The organism is Jutongia sp. SJQ-6 (assembly GCF_054161275.1).
In genome coordinates this window covers 2,066,236-2,081,914 of record NZ_CP195314.1, presented here as the reverse complement: position 1 = coordinate 2,081,914, position 15,679 = coordinate 2,066,236, and the positions used below count along the sequence as shown (strand labels likewise).

Below are 15,679 nucleotides of genomic sequence, written 5' to 3'. Positions count from 1 at the left end.
TTACAGAATATATACTTAAGTGTCTTTATTTAATAATTGTTGATAAATTTCCCTTTTTGGGACACCGCGGTCTTTGGCTACTTGTTTCATAGCATCTTTGCGATCCATTCCCTCGGATAAATAGTGCTGCATATGTTCGTCAACGGAAAGTTGTGCCCAGGCATCACGTGATTCCTGCTCGAGATCTGCCATATTGCGTCCTTCGATGACGAGAACATATTCACCTTTTGGTGCGTTTTGCTCATAATAATAAATCGCTTCTGACAGTGTAAATTGCATTGCACTTTCGTGAATTTTTGTCAATTCACGACAGATAGTCAGTCTGCGGTCTCCGAGAGCGGCGAATAATTCCTGAAGAGTTGCACGTAAGTGATGTGGTGCTTCATAAATTATTACTGTCCGTGTTTCGGTACACAAAGAATCCAAAATTTTACGGCGTAATTTTTTGTCAGATGGCAGAAAGGCTTCAAATGCAAAACGTCTGGTCGATAAACCGGACAGAGTGAGTGCAGTAACGCACGCACAGGCTCCGGGGAGAGAGGTGACGGGAATTCCCGCAGCATAAGCCTGTTTGACCAGTTCTTCTCCGGGATCCGAAATGGCAGGAGTACCCGCATCGGTAACTAAGGCAATATTTTTGCCGTTAGCAAGCTGTTCAACAAGATAGGCGGCTTTGTCCACTTTGTTGTACTCATGATAGCTTGTCATTGGAGTTTTTATTTCAAAATGATTTAATAATTTGATCGTATTGCGTGTATCTTCTGCCGCAATAACATCTACTTCCTGCAAGGTGCGAAGAACACGTAAGGTAATGTCTTCTAAGTTGCCGATTGGAGTAGCACATAAATATAAAGTACCTGACATAATGAACCTCTTTTATTCTTATAATTATTTTCTTGTCATGCCATATAATGCAAGCAGCTCGTCGGTATATGTTCCATCAGGGCGGTATACGATCAAAGGCGGCGTGATCTTTAACATCGGATTTCCGTCTTTCACGCCTTCGATAAGCACCATGTTTGGTTCCTTGTCCGCAAAAGGGTACACCAGCTGCATTCGTTTTGGTTCTAATCGATAGCTATTCATGATAACAAAGATTTCTGCAAGCCGAAATGGGCGGTGAACCATGTAAAAACGCCCTTTTGGTTTGAGAAGATTTGCGCTTTCGCGTATGACATCCTCTAAGGTGCATAGTATCTCATGTCTGGCAATCGCCATTGGCATATTGGGATTTTTGAGACCATGTCCCTGATTCATATACGGCGGATTGACGGTGACAGCATCGTAGCAATTTTTGCCAAATTGATCAGAAGCGGTTTTGACATCACCTTCGTAAATGGTGATCCTATTCGATAATTCGTTCAAAATAATGCTTCTGCGCGCCATTTCAGCACTTTCTTTTTGAACTTCTAAAGCATCAATGTGGTCAGCTTTTGTTTTGGCTGACAGCAAAATAGGCAAGATTCCGGTACCGGTACATAAATCCATGACGGTATCTTTGTTTCGCAGTGCAGCAAAAGAACTTAATAATACAGCATCCATACCAAAACAGAATTTACCGGGATGCTGTATTATTTGTAATCCTTGACACTGCAGATCATCCAGTCGTTCGCCCTCTCGTAGGAGACAATCTTTATTCTGCATCTTTGTGTTCTCTTGATTCTCTGCGTGGTTTGCGGTTGTGATATTTGCGTGTACGATCATTGCCACCATGCTCGTCACGGCGATGATCGTTATTATTTTTGTCACCACGGTTATTGTTACGATTGCCGCGGCCGCCGTTATTATTGTGGTCACGATTATTAGATTCGCGGTTATTGCTGCCACCGTGATCGCGATTGCTATTGCCGTTACGTTCGCGATTATTGTTGCTGCCACGTTCACGGTTGTTTGGATATTCGTTACGGCGGTTACCGGAACTACGTCGACGGTTGTTTGATCGATTATTACGATTGCGTTTCGCCTGCTCCGGTTTATCTTCCTCATCGATCAATTCTTCTTCCTGAGAAAGTTCTTCCAGAGCGATCAGCTCCTCTTCATCCAACTTTTCATCCGGAAGAGTCTGCTGCGGAATGTTTTTGCCAAAGTTTTTCTTTTGGTCAAACTGTAATTCAGCGACCGGATATTCGCGGACCTCTTTTTCACCATTGTCATTTGTAAAGACAACTTTTACAAGCTGGCGCAGTACGCTGACACTTTGAACTTCACCGGGATAGCCTTCCGGAGTTGTAGTTTTTGTTCCGATATGAGGCAGGGAACGATTGAGATGTTCATAAGCTTCCTGCTCGTTTTTCAGACAGCACATCAAACGTCCGCATACGCCCGAAATCTTAGCCGGGTTGAGGGATAAGTTTTGCTCTTTTGCCATCTTGATAGAAACCGGCACAAAGTCGGACAGATAAGAGTGACAGCAAAGCGGTCGACCACATATAGCAATACCGCCAAGCATTTTTGTTTCGTCGCGAACGCCGATCTGTCGAAGCTCGATTCTTGTGTGGAAAACGGATGCAAGATCCTTTACCAATTCGCGAAAATCAATACGACCATCCGCCGTAAAATAAAACAATAATTTATTGCGATCAAAGGTATATTCCGAATCGATCAGTTTCATTTCCAAACCATGTTTTTTGATCTTTTCCAGACAGATTTGAAATGCATCTTTTTCTTTCTCTTCGTTGGAAGCACATACGGCAGCATCTTCCTCGGTTGCCACGCGCATTAATGGCTTGAGTGGCTGCACGACCTGATCATCGGTTACTTCCTTGGGACCAAGAACAACAGTACCGTATTCAACACCGCGTGCTGTTTCCACAATGACGTGATCCCCTTTTTGTACCGTAAAGCCGGTTGGATCAAAGTAGTATACCTTGCCGGGCTTACGGAATTTAACGCCAATAATTTTTATCATAGAATTGTCTTGCCTTTCTTTTAGTCTGTTATATTTAACACGTTTCTTTGATCACAAGCAGCATCAATTCGACGGCTAATTCAAAATTAACATTTGCATCAAGACGAAGTTTTACTTTATTGATCGCTTCGATAATACGCTCTAATTCTTCATAGCTGCGTTTGCTTGCCTGCTTCGTGATCGTGCTGTATTCATCACGATATAAGAGCAGATTTGTGTCTTTCGTCGCCTTATACATTAAAATATCACGGTACCACAGAAGCATCAGATCTAAGTAATCGTAAAAATTACCCTTTTCTTTGGAAAAACCGTGTACGATCTCCATAATAGAAGATAATGGAAGATCATCGATCTGTTTTAACAATTGCATCACCTGATTTTTCATGATCTGAAAATCTTCCGACTGCGCAAAACGGATCGCCTGACCGATATTGCCCTGGCAAAATCCTGCAGCGATTTCGGCGACATCTTGTTCCATCTGCAATTTCTGTACCAGATAGTCAGCAATATCCTTTTCTGAAACCGGCTTCATCTGCAATGTGATGCAACGGGATACGATCGTAGGTAGTAATGCAGATTCATTATCTGACAAAAGAATGATCACTGCGTAAGCAGGAGGTTCTTCCAACGTTTTAAGCAGTGCATTTTGAGCCTGTTCATTCATGCGGTGTGCGTCCGGGATAATATATACTTTATATTTGCTGCTATACGGTTTGATCTGAATGTCGTTGTTGAGCTGTTCGCGGATCTCATCAACACGGATGTTGAACTTTTCGTGTGTAATGACACGGATATCCGGGTGGTTAGCAGAAGCAGCCTGTAGACATGATTTGCAGTGCCCGCAGGCATCGTGATCCGGAGTTGGCTGTTCACACAACAATGCTCTGGCAAAGGCTTTTGCCAGGGTATGCCGTCCGGAACCGGAATCGCCGCAAAACAGGTATGCATGAGAAACATTATTTTGCGCCAATGCGGTCTGTAAATGCTTTTTAATTGGCTCCTGTCCTATAATATCATTAAAACGAATCATATCTGTCATCCTTTCTGTTGTGGTTGAAATATCAAGTGAAAATGTCCAGCAGTAATCCGCGTATCTCGTCTATTTTACTAAGAATGGCGAGGTGATCCTGCTCTTCATTCATCAGTTCTTCGGCGAGCTCATCCAGTGCCTGATTGACCTGCTTTACAATGCCATATACGCGGTGTCTTCCGTGTTTATCCAAAAAGTTTTCACGGCTGAACTTGTGTGAATGGCTGACGATCTCGTTCATAAATTCCTGGATCAATTTGCGGTACTGTTTCATATCGCGGATGTCTCTGCGTTTGCCAAGACGGTAACCCTGCTGCGTGATTTCTTCCATCATGCCGGAGAGGGCTGCCTGCAATTCGCTTTCCTCGATGTTGCTTAGCAGGGTAAAGCGAAAGCTGCCGTCTGCTTCCGGAGTCTGCGTAATGCGTTCCGGCTGACTGATCTGCTGCAGATTATGTATTTTTAAATCCATATGAATCCTCCAAGCCTTAGATCACTACGAGTACAAAGCCGATACTTGTGCCCAGATGTCATTGGCAATAGTATCTACCGGACGATTGCCGTCAACGATAAGAATACGCTCGGTGTCTTGAAATTGCTCAAACAACGATAAATACCTATCGCGTACTTTTGTAAGGCGATCCGATGTTTCGTAGCGTTCTGTGTGAAAACGACCTGCGGCCATGCGCTCCATAGCAGTGGTTGGATCTACATCAATGAATATATGACAGTCCGGGCGCAGAAGCTTAGCTGCCTGTGCATTTAATTGGACAAGCCATTCTAAAGGTACGGAGACACTTTGGTAAGCGTAGTTGGAGAAAACATAGCGGTCAGAGATGACGGATATGCCTTCTTCGATCTTGTGACATAAGCCATCTGTTTCATTCTGCAGATGATCAAGACGATCAGCTGCAAACATCGCGGAGATCGAGTATTCATCGATATTCATGCGGCCTGTCAAACATTGGCGCAGGAGAGATCCAATGGGACCATCAGTCGGCTCCTTGGTTTCCATACAGCGAACGCCCTGTTGCTCAATGCGCTTCTGTAATAGATGAATCTGCGTTGTTTTGCCACTTCCGTCGATACCCTCAAATACAAAAAAGTGTCCTCGCTTATTCATGATAATCCTCGTTTCTGCTCATGCAAGAAAGCATGGCTTTTGTTGTGATCATGGAGTTCTGATATAAGAACCCAATATCCATATTATTTTACTCTTTTTTACGCTTCATTGCAAGCTGAGGGGCGTTGACTTTATAATATGATATAGATTATAATGAAAATCGCAAATAGTAGAAGATAGATGGGAGCCACGAGTGTTCACAGGGTGGCATCGTGGAATGGAGTGAAAATGAAAAGATCTACCAATTTACCGGATGATATGCAGGTTATTGCTGATCTGCTTAGGAAATCCATAAGTTATAATAAATTTAATGAAAATGTGATCCAGTCAGCAAAGACGCTGGAAGATTCGCTTTCTATGTTTATCACGAATGCAGATGGGGATCTGAGTAGTAATGAATTGCTGAATCAGACGAAAGAGATCATAGTTATGAGCGAAAATCCGATTCGGACATTTCATATGATGCATAAGATCCGCAAATATGATGATGCAACTTTTATTCATAGTCTGAATGTGGCAATATTATGCAACATGTTTGGGCATTGGATCAATATGCCACAGGATGATCTGGATGTGTTGACGTTAGCGGGATTACTGCATGATGTTGGCAAGATGAAAATACCGGAAGAGATCATCAAAAAGCCCGGCATTTTGACGGAAGAGGAATATACAGAAATTAAGAATCATCCGAGACGCGGCTATAATCTATTGAAACCAATGAAGTTGGATGAGAGGATTAAAAAAGTTGCGTTGATGCATCATGAGCGTTGTGATGGAAGTGGTTATCCGGATGGCTTGCGGGGAGATCAGATTGATGAGTTTGCGAAGATCGTGGCAATTGCCGATGTATATGATGCACTGACTTCTGCGAGGGTTTATCGTGGGGCATTGTGTCCGTTTGAGGTGATCAACATGGTTGTAGAACAGGATGGGGACAAGCGTTTTGATCCAAAGTATCTGCATCCGTTTTTAGAGGGGATTGTAAAGTCCTTTATTGGATGCGAGGTAGTGCTTTCTGATGGGGAAAAGGGCACGATTGTTGCAATGCATGCGGATGAATTGGCGCGACCCTCCGTATGTGTCAGTGGGAAAGTGTTGGATCTACGCGAAATGTCCGACGTGACGATACAAATGATGTTATAATTTTATATTAAGATATTTTCAGATAGCAGTCACAGATCGACTGCTAAAGCAAGGAATGTAAATTAGAACGAAATAAAAAAGGATGCCGTCTTTTATTATCAGACGACATCCTTTTTATAGAGAAAATGAAATTCAATCAACCTACTTTGAGCTTAAACTTCTGAACTGCACGTTCATCGTCAACAGGAATTTTTTCAATATATCCACCTAAAGCGGCCAATTTATCTTCAAAGCATTCATAACCACGTTCAATGTAATGGATACAGTCTACGGTAGAGTAGCCTTCTGCTACTAACGCTGCAACGACCAGTGCAGCACCGGCACGAAGATCCGGTGCGCTAATAGCAGCGCCGGTAAAGCCTTCCACACCTTCTATGATTGCAACATTGCCACCCTCAACCTTGATGGAAGCACCCATACGCGATAATTCATCCACATATTTGAAACGATTCTCAAAAATGCTCTCAGTTACAATGCTTGTTCCATCGGACAAAGCCAATAATGTTGCGATCTGTGGCTGCATATCGGTAGGAAATCCCGGATAAGGTAGTGTCTTTATCTGGGTGTGTCCTAAACGATGATCACTTGTAACACGGATAGCGTCATCAAATTCCTCAACAGTAGCACCAATTTCCATCAGTTTTACAGAAATTGCCTCTAAATGCTTAGGAATTACATTTTTAATTAAAACATCACCGCGTGTTGCGGCAGCGGCAACCATAAATGTACCTGCCTCGATCTGATCCGGAATAATGGAATATTCGCTCGCATGCAGCGATGTTACACCAGTCATACGGATCTTGTCAGTACCGGCACCTTTGATATTGGCACCCATACTGTTTAAGAAGTTGGCTACGTCAACGATATGTGGTTCTTTAGCAGCATTTTCAATAACTGTTTTGCCCTCTGCCATACAGGCAGCCAGCATAATGTTGATCGTAGCACCAACAGAAACAGTATCCATAAAGATATGGTTTCCTACTAATTCGTCGGCCGAGGTATTGATCATACCGTGTTCAATACTAACGGTAGCACCCAGTGCGCGAAATCCCTTCAAATGAAGGTCAATCGGACGGCTTCCGATCTCACAGCCACCCGGCAAAGCAACCTGCGCCTTCTTGTATTTGCCAAGCAGTGCGCCAAGCAGATAATAAGATGCACGGATCTTGCGGATGGAGTCATAATCAATGGTCATATCATTGATCGTGCTGCCATTAATAGATACTACATGAGGACCGATACGCTTTACAGTAGCGCCGATGCTCTCAATTGCTGTTAACAAAACATTAATATCTCTAACATTCGGAAGATTATCGATGACAACGGTTTCATCTGCCATAATAGCAGCAGCTAAGATGCCTAACGCAGCATTTTTGGCACCGCCGATCGTCACCTCACCATTTAATGGTGTTCCTCCTTTGATTATATACTGATTTTCCATATTACACCTCACACAGTTTGTTAGGCTATTTCCAAATAAACAGAAGTCAACACATCACTATATTATAATTAAAAGTGCTAACATGTCAACCAAAAAAACATTTATTACGAAAATTACTTTCGGCGATTTTCGAAATACACGAAAGAGTCAATTGCATCAAAGATATCCTGAAAGGTTTCACGAGGAGCAACATCAATGTATTTTTTGAGGATCGCCTGCTCATCACTACCATGATATCTGCCATAAAAAATGTCGAACAGATTGTGACCTCTCACATAAATTTTGATCGACTCAATATTGTCTTTGATGTCCTGCTTGCTGCGAATGCGGATGTTGAGAGTACGCTGCATTCGCTTTACGCTGTTAAGCTTAAACAGATAGTCCTTAAATTTCTTATACAATATATTGTAAAATTCTTCTTCATTTTTAATCACGCCAATCTTTGCCATAACCTTTGGATCCAAAAAATAGTTTTCAAATGAATAATATTTAAGGATCAGTACGTTTTTGGGTTCGACGCGCGGAAGATTACCAACATCTTCCGAAGAGCGTTTGCTATAATAGCTGCACAACTGCTTCTTGAGATATTTTGGATTTTTGCCATCGCTGTCACGTATCATCAAAAATTGGTCTTTTAAATACAATTTGTTGATATATTTCAAATTTGCATAAGTTTTGATGTTGGTGCAGCTATTGACGGGAACAATGGAAATACGCTGTAAATTGCCGTTTTCATCGTAAATTTCGGAGTAATATTTTTCTAAAAGAAGCGGCAGACGGTTGCTGTCCTGCTTGCCCTCCACGATAAAAACAAAGCTGACATTCATCAGATCATTCGCGGTATAGCCGAGATCGTCCAAAATCTCATCTACATCTGTTTCAGTATGAATCGTTGTGAAGTAACGCTCGTTCAAAACGACTTCTCGTATCTGCCGGGATGAAAAATTAAAAATGAGATTTGGTGAGTGTGTCGAAAAAATAACCTGATTTTTCTTGGAAAGGCGGTATAAAATTTCGCTGGCACTCTTTTGAAGCTGTGGATGGAGATAGATTTCCGGATCTTCCATCATAATAATGCTTGGAAGCGTATTTTCTTCATCAATATAGGCTTCAAGGAGGGAAAGTGCGTAAATACTGCGCAATCCTTCGCTCAGCATATTGAGTGGTCCGACGAGATTATGCCGATCCTTGTTATAAATTTGTGTGGAAACATGCAGAAGGTTGTCGGTGTCGTAATCGAGTACGTAGCGGACTTCCTGTGAAGGACTTCCGTTCGCATGGAAATAACGGTTGACTTTTTCTGCAAATTGCGTAAGGTTGGTGTGAAACAATTTGTATTGTAAGAGGCGCACAGTTTCGAAAACGGTCAGTTCCTCCGGTGTTTTTTTATTGATCAGCCCAATACACTGAAAACAGCGGTTGCAGGTACGGGCAGGGTCAAACGTACATTGATTATCTTTTAATTTCTGAAAAGATTCTTTGTCATAGAAACTGAATACATCATTCTGCAGCGCCTCGAGATTTCGGTTTTGGTCAATATGATAAATTTTGGGCAGTACTTCCGGGATATATTCGTTATGCTTTGAAAATCCATCGGAATATCGTGTTGCCATATTTGGTGTGACGATAAAAGTAAATGACAAAATACCATCCTGATAGGACGGGATCTTGCTCTGAAAATCTGCAAGCCATCGTTCATAATCTTTCACTTTGCACAATACACTCCGTGAGTGTAGCAGCATAATATCGCTTTCGGAATACTCGATATGAACCGAGATGGAAATGGGTTTGCCGGCATCTAAAAATTCATGTTCTGCACAGTTACGCATCCCCATTGCCAGTAAAATGGCATCGATTACTGCTGTTTTTCCGGTGTTATTCTTGCCGACTAAGATCAAAGCATTTTCAATATCAGTGATCTCAAGTTGTTCGATCGATTTGTAATTGCAAATCTTCAGATATGTTATTTTCATATTGCACTCCATTCTATCGCTATTTGCGATAAAGATAGGAATAAACGCTGCCTAAGCGCGACCTCCTAATACATTATATGTTTCCCAAAAAATTATGTTAATTATTTACCGTTTCTTTCGTTTTTGCTTTTTTCCGTGTGTCTTACGTACAGAATAACCAAAGTTCCCCGTGGCTTTGGCTAATTCGTGGTAAGTGCCATGTGAATAGGCAAGCAGACCGGTATCATTCAAATGAAAGGTCCCTTTTTCATCAATGTAGGCATCGTCCACGTGTACGGCGGTGACCTTGGCCAAAAACATATGATGAGAACCAAGTTCGTTTATTTCTGTTACCTGACATTCAATGTTAACGGGCGATTCGGCGATCATCGGGCAGCGCACGGTATCTGCCGGGATCTTAGTTAGATGACATTCGTTCCATTTGTCAAGATCACGACCGGAACGTACCCCGCAAAAATCCGTTGCACGTGCAAGTTTTTTGGTAGTGAGATTGATCACAAATTCGCCTGTTTCGCGGATCATGGCATAGGAATATCGTTCGGGCCGCACGGAAATATAGACCATCGGTGGGTTGGTACAGATGGTGCCAGTCCACGCAACGGTAAGGATATTAGACTCTTGTGCGATATCGCCACAGCTTACCATAACCGCAGGAAGTGGGTAAAGCATATTACCCGGCTTAAAATTTATTTTGCTCAAAAAAATGCCTCCTGTATTGAAATTTGGAATCCGTTAGCCGGCAGAATTTACATGCTGGCAGACATATCCGATATAAGTAGTATTAGTATACCACATGATACCCGCCTTGGACTACACAAACTGCATGATTTGTGGTACACTTTAAATACAAAAACGATAACAAAAAGATGGGTGACTCCCAATGTTTGACGAGACCGTTAAGAAAGGTGGTAACGATATGACGGATTATTTATCGATAGAGGGGATGACAGAAGATTTAGAGGGAAAAGTAAAACAGGATCTGAAATACAAAACGGGAAATTTTCTTTGGAAGGTAAAGTTTAATGTTCCGTTGGATCCAAAAACCGTAAATAATGTAAATTTGTATGTCACAACGGAAAATCTGTCTCCGCTTAAGACAGCGATCCGATACAATTCATTAGAAAATATTATCGAAATTGAGCCGCTTGAGCCATATGCACAAGATGAGACGTATATCCTGAATATCACAACGAATGTGACATCTTTGTCTGGCAAGGCAATGCGAGAGCCACAGCAGTTACGTTTTAAAATATAATGGAGACGGAGCCGGTTCGCAGCATGGAGGATTGATGTGAAAAGCAGTTGGAGGACTAAATTATTTAAGAATATCCGATTTAGAGGGAAGATGATACTTGTCTTTGTGATAGGTGGCGTTATTCCCTTTTTTGGCGTAACTGTATATTTAAACAATAGAACAGCCAACAGTTTGATCGAACAAAATAAGAAGGCGCAAAAACAAGAATTGCACTTGATGGCAAGTATTCTTGAAGATGTTGTGCCGGATATGGAAAAGGTTTGCGAAAACATGAATATAAATACGGTGCTGTCTAATATGATCACAAAAGATTATACCGATGAAAAGAAATGGCAGAAAGATAAGGGGAAATTGTGGGAGATTGATCGTTATATGCAGGATTATAAGCAGTCGATTTCGGATATAGTGATCTATGTCAGCAATGAAACCCTATGTTATGATCGGCCGTTTACTTATCTGGGGCCATCTGTCACACAACAGTCTTGGTATAGCGATGTATGTGATAAAAAAGGTGGATTGATCTGGTGTTATGGTGAAGACCGAGAAGAAAAGCAAAAGTGCATACAGGTCGCAAAACAGATCATTAGTGCTGACGGGGAGCAGCTTGGCATATTGGCGGTGCAGATGAATATGGATCTGATCAATTCGGCAATTGCAGAGCGGGAAGAAAATACGGTTCTTCTGTACAATGATGTAAATGTGTTGTATACGAACTATGAAGTTTCGGGAACAGAGGAGCTCGCGCTGGAAACATATTTGCGCGGTACGACAAGATGGACGGGAAATACGCGTTTTAGTGTTATCGGAAAAGATAGATTTGTTACGTATAAGAAAGTACATCCGCAAAATACGACCAATTACTACTCTCTTGTCAGTGTACAGGATTACTCCGGAATCACGGAGCAGATCAATCAGGTTACCTTTAATGCGTATTTGATCGTGGGAATTGGAATGCTAATCTCGTTTGCGATGATCATAGGATATTCGACCAGCTTTTCCAGCCGATTGAAAGAATTGCGTCATCAGATGCATTTGGTAGCAACCGGTCGTTATGATCGGGTAAAAATGGTGGGGGGAAACGACGAGATCGGCGAAATTTATGCCGAACTCGGAACGATGATGGACGATATCCAAAATCTGACAGAATCAATGGTAGAAGAAAAAGTGCAGAAAGAGAAAATGCATACACGGCAAAAGGAAGTTGAATTTAAAATGTTAGCTAGTCAGATTAACCCTCACTTCCTATACAATACATTAGAAACGATCAGAATGAAGGCGAGGGTTAATCATCAGCCGGAGATTGAAGATCTGGTCAAAATGCTTGCAAAGATCATGCGGCGGAATATACAGGTCAGTCATAAGCTGGTAAGTTTGCAATCGGAAATAGAACTGATCGATAATTATATGAGGATACAGGACTATCGCTTTGGGGATCGTATCCATTCCGAAATTGTGGTAGATGATGACGTAGATATGACGCAGGAAGTGATGCCACTCATCATTCAGCCGTTTGTGGAGAATGCCTTTATACATGGCCTGGAAAATAAACCGAAGGACGGAAGGCTTGAAGTGAAAGTGTCTCAAGATGAAAAAGACATTATTATAGAAGTGATTGATAATGGAACTGGGATGAATTATTATCAATTGGGTGAATTGCGCCACTCATTGACACAAACAGATGGAAGCAGGGGGCATATTGGGATCAGCAATGTGAATCAGCGATTGATCATGCAGTATGGAAAAGAGTATGCAGTAAAGGTGGATAGCCGTTTGAATGAGGGGACAGTTGTGACAATACGGATCCCGAAGAATGCTTCGACAGCAATCGAGCGAAGTGATGAGCAGGAATTACCATAATAAATAGCGGTTATTGGCAAAAATCGCATCCAAAACAGGACAATTATTTGGTAAAAATATGAAAAAAATATACGTGGCAAGGAATTTTTCGGGTAAATATGTCTAATAATTATGGTTTTAATATCGCTTCGTTCTGCTAAAATAAGCAAGTGAATAGTTTTGCAGGCAGCAAAACGAAAAGCAAACAAATATATTGATTAGGAGGAATAACAATGAGAAAATCAATTAGAAAAATCATTGCAATCGCTTCTGCCAGCGTAATGGCGTTGACATTTGCAGTAACATCTGCACCAAATGCAAGTGCAGGAACAGTCAGCAAAGCAGCAAAGGAAGCAGCAAAGGCTGCATTCGATGCATCTGGTAAGACTACATATCATGCATACTTTGGTTTACAGCAGACACAGTCTTGGATCTTCCGTGATGAATGGTATCAGGAAGAGAATGGTTTGAATGGTAAAAATCTTCCAAACGGTGCTTATGAAGGTAAGATGTATCAGAGTAAAGACAATGCAAATTCAGAAGTTCCGGGCGCAACAGTAACAGATGCTGAGATTAAAGGCAACGGTGTTTACACAGTTGGCGTTAAGGATTTGGGCGGTGTATTAACAAGTGCAGAGAGCAGCCAGCAGGCAGTAATGTCCATGCTGTATGTAAGTACAGATATTCCGATGTCTGCATACAAAGACGGCAAGATCCAGGTAACGGACTGGAAGCTTAAGATCGATAATACATCTGTAACACTTCAGGACGACATCTTCGTTCCAACAGAGTACACAGATGAGAGTGGATTGTTCCGTTTTGATCCATTTAACTCATATCAGAAGGATAATGGTGCTTATCCTAGTTGCCCAAGCGTTAGAACACCTAATGATTCTGTAGAGATCACATTCAAGGTTAGCGGATTTGACGTTGATAATCCTGATGCAGTAGAAGCAACACCAACGCCTGCAGCAGACGCATCTTCTTCATCTTCTAGCAGCAGCAGTAGCTCTTCTTCTATCAGTGGTGGAGCAGTAGCAGCTATCGTAGTAGTTGCAGTTGTAGTGATTGCAGGTATCGTAGTAGTTGTTAAGAGAAAGAAAGACTAATGAAACGCATATCCCATTTGGGAGAGTGATCGTGTGGAGAGGTGAGACAATATTGTCTCATCTCTCCCTTTCTGTTTGATTTATAGGATTAAAGTGTGAAAAGGTCTGAATTTCCCTAACAGGCTATTTTTTTGAACTTTTGCCCCTTTGATCCTTATAGAAAATCAAAATCGTGGAAATCTTACTCAAATTTGATAAATTGCACAAAAATTTATATATTTTTTGTTAAAAGTGTGAAAAAATCGTGTATTTTTTCTTGAAAGATTATGGTATTTTTTAACGAATTCTTTAGGTATAATTACATGATGAAGTAACTACGTTGGTGTGATTTTGAGCAATTTTGCACTAAAAAGCACTTAGCGCACGATAAATAATACGAGGAGGTTATTTATGAAAGACAAAGAAAACAAGAAAGGAGCTGCTTCAGGACTATACATCTGTCAGAGAATCATTACAATTCTGTTGATCGTTGGTGCATTTTTCCCGACATTTAATCCAACTAGAGTTGCTAAGATGATCAGTTCAAATGTATCCCTGTTTACATCAGCAGTATCCTACAACAGTTTGACAAGTGAGTTCGCCAGAGCGTTCCGTATGAACTGGGTCAATGAAAGCAGCTTTGCCGTTGTAATGATTGCATCTATTATATTGGTGATCGGTATCATTTTACTCGGCGTGGGAGCTTGTATGTCCCTCGGTAATCTGAGAATGCAGAAAACAGGTGCTCAGTTTACGTTGGGTGGCTCAGTCGCTGAGACACTTGGATTAGTTGTAACTGTAGTGAGTTATATGCTGGTAAATTCTTCTACAGATCCAACAAAGGCTAACAAGATCTTACCTCAGATCCCAACAGCATTTTATGGTTATGCAGTATTAACAGCTATTATGCTTATTACAGCAATTGTTGTATTTATTTCTCTTCCTAGTGTTGACAAGGGTGAGAAGTATGAGATGGAATCAAAGTATAAGTTATTCCTTATGTTCCTTCCATTCATTGCATTAGCATTTGTATTCTGCTACCTGCCTTTGTATGGTTGGAGATATGCGTTCTTCGATTATAAATCAGGAGATACGCTTTCTATGAGTAGCTTCGTAGGATTCAAGTGGTTTACATATTTGTTCCAGAACTCAGCTACACGTACTGATATGATCAATACCATGAGAAATACATTGATCATGAGTTTCTTGGGAGTGGGTACCAGCTGGCTTCCTATGATCTTTGCAATCTTCCTTTGCGAGATGAAGAACTTGAGATTCCGCCGTTTTGTACAGACATTCACGACGATTCCTAACTTTATCAGCTGGGTACTTGTGTATGCGGTTGCATTGGCTATCTTCTCTACAGATGGTTTCATTAACACATTCTTGAAGGAGATTGGTGTTATTGCACAGAACGCACAGGGTAAAGCGTGGTTGATGAGTTCTAAGCATACATGGCTTAAGATGTGGGCATGGGGAACATGGAAAGGTGTAGGTTGGAGTGCTATTATCTACATCGCAGGTATTTCCGGTATCGATCAGTCCTTGTATGAGGCGGCAACAGTAGATGGTGCCGGTCGATTCCAAAAGATGCGTCACATTACTTTACCTGGTTTGCTTCCTACATTCTTCGTATTGCTGTTGATGGCAATCGCAGGCTGCTTGAGCAATGGTTTGGATCAGTACCTTGTATTCCGTAACCCGAACAACATGGATACGATCCGTGTATTGGATCTGTGGGTATACGATTTAGGTATTAATGGCGGTAGTATCCCGCTATCCACGGTAATTGGTATGGCAAAATCCATTGTCAGCGTAGCGTTGCTGTTTGGTGCTAATAGTGTATCTAAGGCATTGCGCGGCGAGAGTATTGTATAGGAGG

At 41.6% G+C, this 15,679-nt stretch carries 13 protein-coding genes and 1 pseudogene; 5 read left to right on the top strand and 9 right to left on the bottom strand.

All coding sequences use genetic code 11. The features are described from left to right. Nucleotides 1–15: 15 nt before the first annotated feature. The 6 genes and pseudogenes from rsmI to tmk form a co-directional block, all read right to left on the bottom strand. Nucleotides 16–864: a 16S rRNA (cytidine(1402)-2'-O)-methyltransferase gene (gene rsmI, locus ACSAJE_RS09325; protein ID WP_022024731.1), complete on the bottom strand. Its 849-nt coding sequence runs from the start codon at nucleotides 862–864 to the stop codon at nucleotides 16–18. A 24-nt stretch (nucleotides 865–888) separates the two neighbouring features. Continuing rightward, nucleotides 889–1,644, bottom strand: a complete 756-nt coding sequence (locus ACSAJE_RS09320; RefSeq protein WP_118691124.1) for a tRNA1(Val) (adenine(37)-N6)-methyltransferase — start codon at nucleotides 1,642–1,644, stop codon at nucleotides 889–891. A 337-nt stretch (nucleotides 1,645–1,981) separates the two neighbouring features. Next, nucleotides 1,982–2,908 (bottom strand): annotated as a pseudogene (locus ACSAJE_RS09315) (PSP1 domain-containing protein); the annotation flags it as partial. A 34-nt stretch (nucleotides 2,909–2,942) separates the two neighbouring features. Continuing rightward, a complete protein-coding gene (gene holB / locus ACSAJE_RS09310; RefSeq protein WP_022024733.1) occupies nucleotides 2,943–3,938 on the bottom strand; it encodes a DNA polymerase III subunit delta' in 996 nt (331 codons plus the stop codon). 31 nt (nucleotides 3,939–3,969) lie between these two features. Next, nucleotides 3,970–4,410, bottom strand: a complete 441-nt coding sequence (locus ACSAJE_RS09305; protein ID WP_022024734.1) for a YaaR family protein — start codon at nucleotides 4,408–4,410, stop codon at nucleotides 3,970–3,972. Nucleotides 4,411–4,434: 24 nt separating this feature from the next. Then, the gene (tmk, locus tag ACSAJE_RS09300) at nucleotides 4,435–5,061 is read right to left on the bottom strand and encodes a dTMP kinase (RefSeq protein ID WP_118691126.1); all 627 of its coding nucleotides are present in this window, start codon (nucleotides 5,059–5,061) and stop codon (nucleotides 4,435–4,437) included. Nucleotides 5,062–5,289: 228 nt separating this feature from the next. Between tmk and ACSAJE_RS09295 the strand changes: the two genes are divergently transcribed. Further along, entirely contained in the window at nucleotides 5,290–6,204 is a 915-nt protein-coding gene (locus ACSAJE_RS09295) for an HD-GYP domain-containing protein (protein WP_182448309.1), read from the top strand. Between the two features lie 136 nt (nucleotides 6,205–6,340). Here ACSAJE_RS09295 and ACSAJE_RS09290 read toward each other — a convergent pair whose 3' ends face one another. The 3 genes from ACSAJE_RS09290 to ACSAJE_RS09280 form a co-directional block, all read right to left on the bottom strand. Then, a complete protein-coding gene (locus ACSAJE_RS09290; RefSeq protein WP_118691128.1) occupies nucleotides 6,341–7,645 on the bottom strand; it encodes a UDP-N-acetylglucosamine 1-carboxyvinyltransferase in 1,305 nt (434 codons plus the stop codon). 113 nt (nucleotides 7,646–7,758) lie between these two features. Next, complete coding sequence (locus ACSAJE_RS09285) at nucleotides 7,759–9,618, bottom strand: ATP-dependent nuclease (protein WP_118691129.1); 1,860 nt, start codon at nucleotides 9,616–9,618, stop codon at nucleotides 7,759–7,761. A 105-nt stretch (nucleotides 9,619–9,723) separates the two neighbouring features. Then, a complete protein-coding gene (locus ACSAJE_RS09280; protein WP_118691130.1) occupies nucleotides 9,724–10,317 on the bottom strand; it encodes a flavin reductase family protein in 594 nt (197 codons plus the stop codon). A 181-nt stretch (nucleotides 10,318–10,498) separates the two neighbouring features. Here ACSAJE_RS09280 and ACSAJE_RS09275 point away from each other — a divergent pair, with 181 nt between their 5' ends. The 4 genes from ACSAJE_RS09275 to ACSAJE_RS09260 all read left to right on the top strand — a co-directional run bounded on the left by ACSAJE_RS09275 (nucleotide 10,499) and on the right by ACSAJE_RS09260 (nucleotide 15,675). Beyond that, nucleotides 10,499–10,873, top strand: coding sequence for an Ig-like domain-containing protein (locus tag ACSAJE_RS09275; RefSeq protein ID WP_458008911.1), 375 nt, complete (start codon nucleotides 10,499–10,501; stop codon nucleotides 10,871–10,873). Between the two features lie 36 nt (nucleotides 10,874–10,909). Then, the gene (locus ACSAJE_RS09270; RefSeq protein WP_458008910.1) at nucleotides 10,910–12,730 is read left to right on the top strand and encodes a cache domain-containing sensor histidine kinase; all 1,821 of its coding nucleotides are present in this window, start codon (nucleotides 10,910–10,912) and stop codon (nucleotides 12,728–12,730) included. Nucleotides 12,731–12,942: 212 nt separating this feature from the next. Then, nucleotides 12,943–13,818, top strand: a complete 876-nt coding sequence (locus ACSAJE_RS09265; RefSeq protein ID WP_118691132.1) for a hypothetical protein — start codon at nucleotides 12,943–12,945, stop codon at nucleotides 13,816–13,818. Nucleotides 13,819–14,208: 390 nt separating this feature from the next. Continuing rightward, complete coding sequence (locus ACSAJE_RS09260; protein WP_458008909.1) at nucleotides 14,209–15,675, top strand: ABC transporter permease subunit; 1,467 nt, start codon at nucleotides 14,209–14,211, stop codon at nucleotides 15,673–15,675. The last annotated feature ends 4 nt before the right edge of the window (nucleotides 15,676–15,679 follow it).